The sequence below is a fragment of the Alteromonas infernus genome, assembly GCF_902705815.1.
Genome location: NZ_CACSIG010000077.1, coordinates 1 through 647, shown reverse-complemented (window position 1 = coordinate 647; position 647 = coordinate 1). Strand labels below are relative to the sequence as shown.

The window sequence follows — 647 nt, the reverse complement described above, 5'->3', positions numbered from 1 at the left end:
TTAGCTGAGATAAGAGCGAGAGGTGATGACGTTGCGTGGTACCTAGAGTCTACGTGTGAAAAGTTTACTTGATGACACTGAAGTCTTGCTTGCAAACAATTGATGACGTAAAAAAGTTATGACCACTTGCAAGTTTTTGCGTGCGGTAACTTTAGTTTATCAGTTTTCTTCCTGGAATAAAGGTCGCAGTATTTCATGGGTATGCAGTAGGGAAACGTGGTGAGAAGGGAAATGTACTGGATGACCATTTTACAATTCGAAATTGGTTTGACTTGTATTGTACACAAGGTCCTAGCAGCACACCTGTATTCAAGCAATTGGAAGAAAAGCTTGGTTTCTTTAAATGTTATGAAACAGGTTGGTGTAAGGTTGATCCAGTTTTTTACAGAACCTACTCTGCAGAACGAAGGTAAAACTACAATATTATATTCGCCTACATTTAGTCGGGGTATAACTTCGGTAGAGGCCTTATATGACACAATACATCAGATTGCTGAACGTAGAGATTGGGAATGGATAATAACCTTTCATCCCAAAATCACTGATCATTCGATAATAAACAAATACCAAAAGCTGGCAGAAAAGTTCGACAATGTTAGTTTTGAAAGAAATGAAGGTTTAAAAACATTCCAACGTGCAGATGTAAT

Annotated in this window: 1 pseudogene; it reads left to right on the top strand. The window is 37.9% G+C overall.

Annotated elements, in window-relative coordinates:
* Positions 1 to 240: 240 nt before the first annotated feature.
* Positions 241 to 647: pseudogene (locus ACX5J7_RS18310) on the top strand (hypothetical protein); the annotation flags it as partial.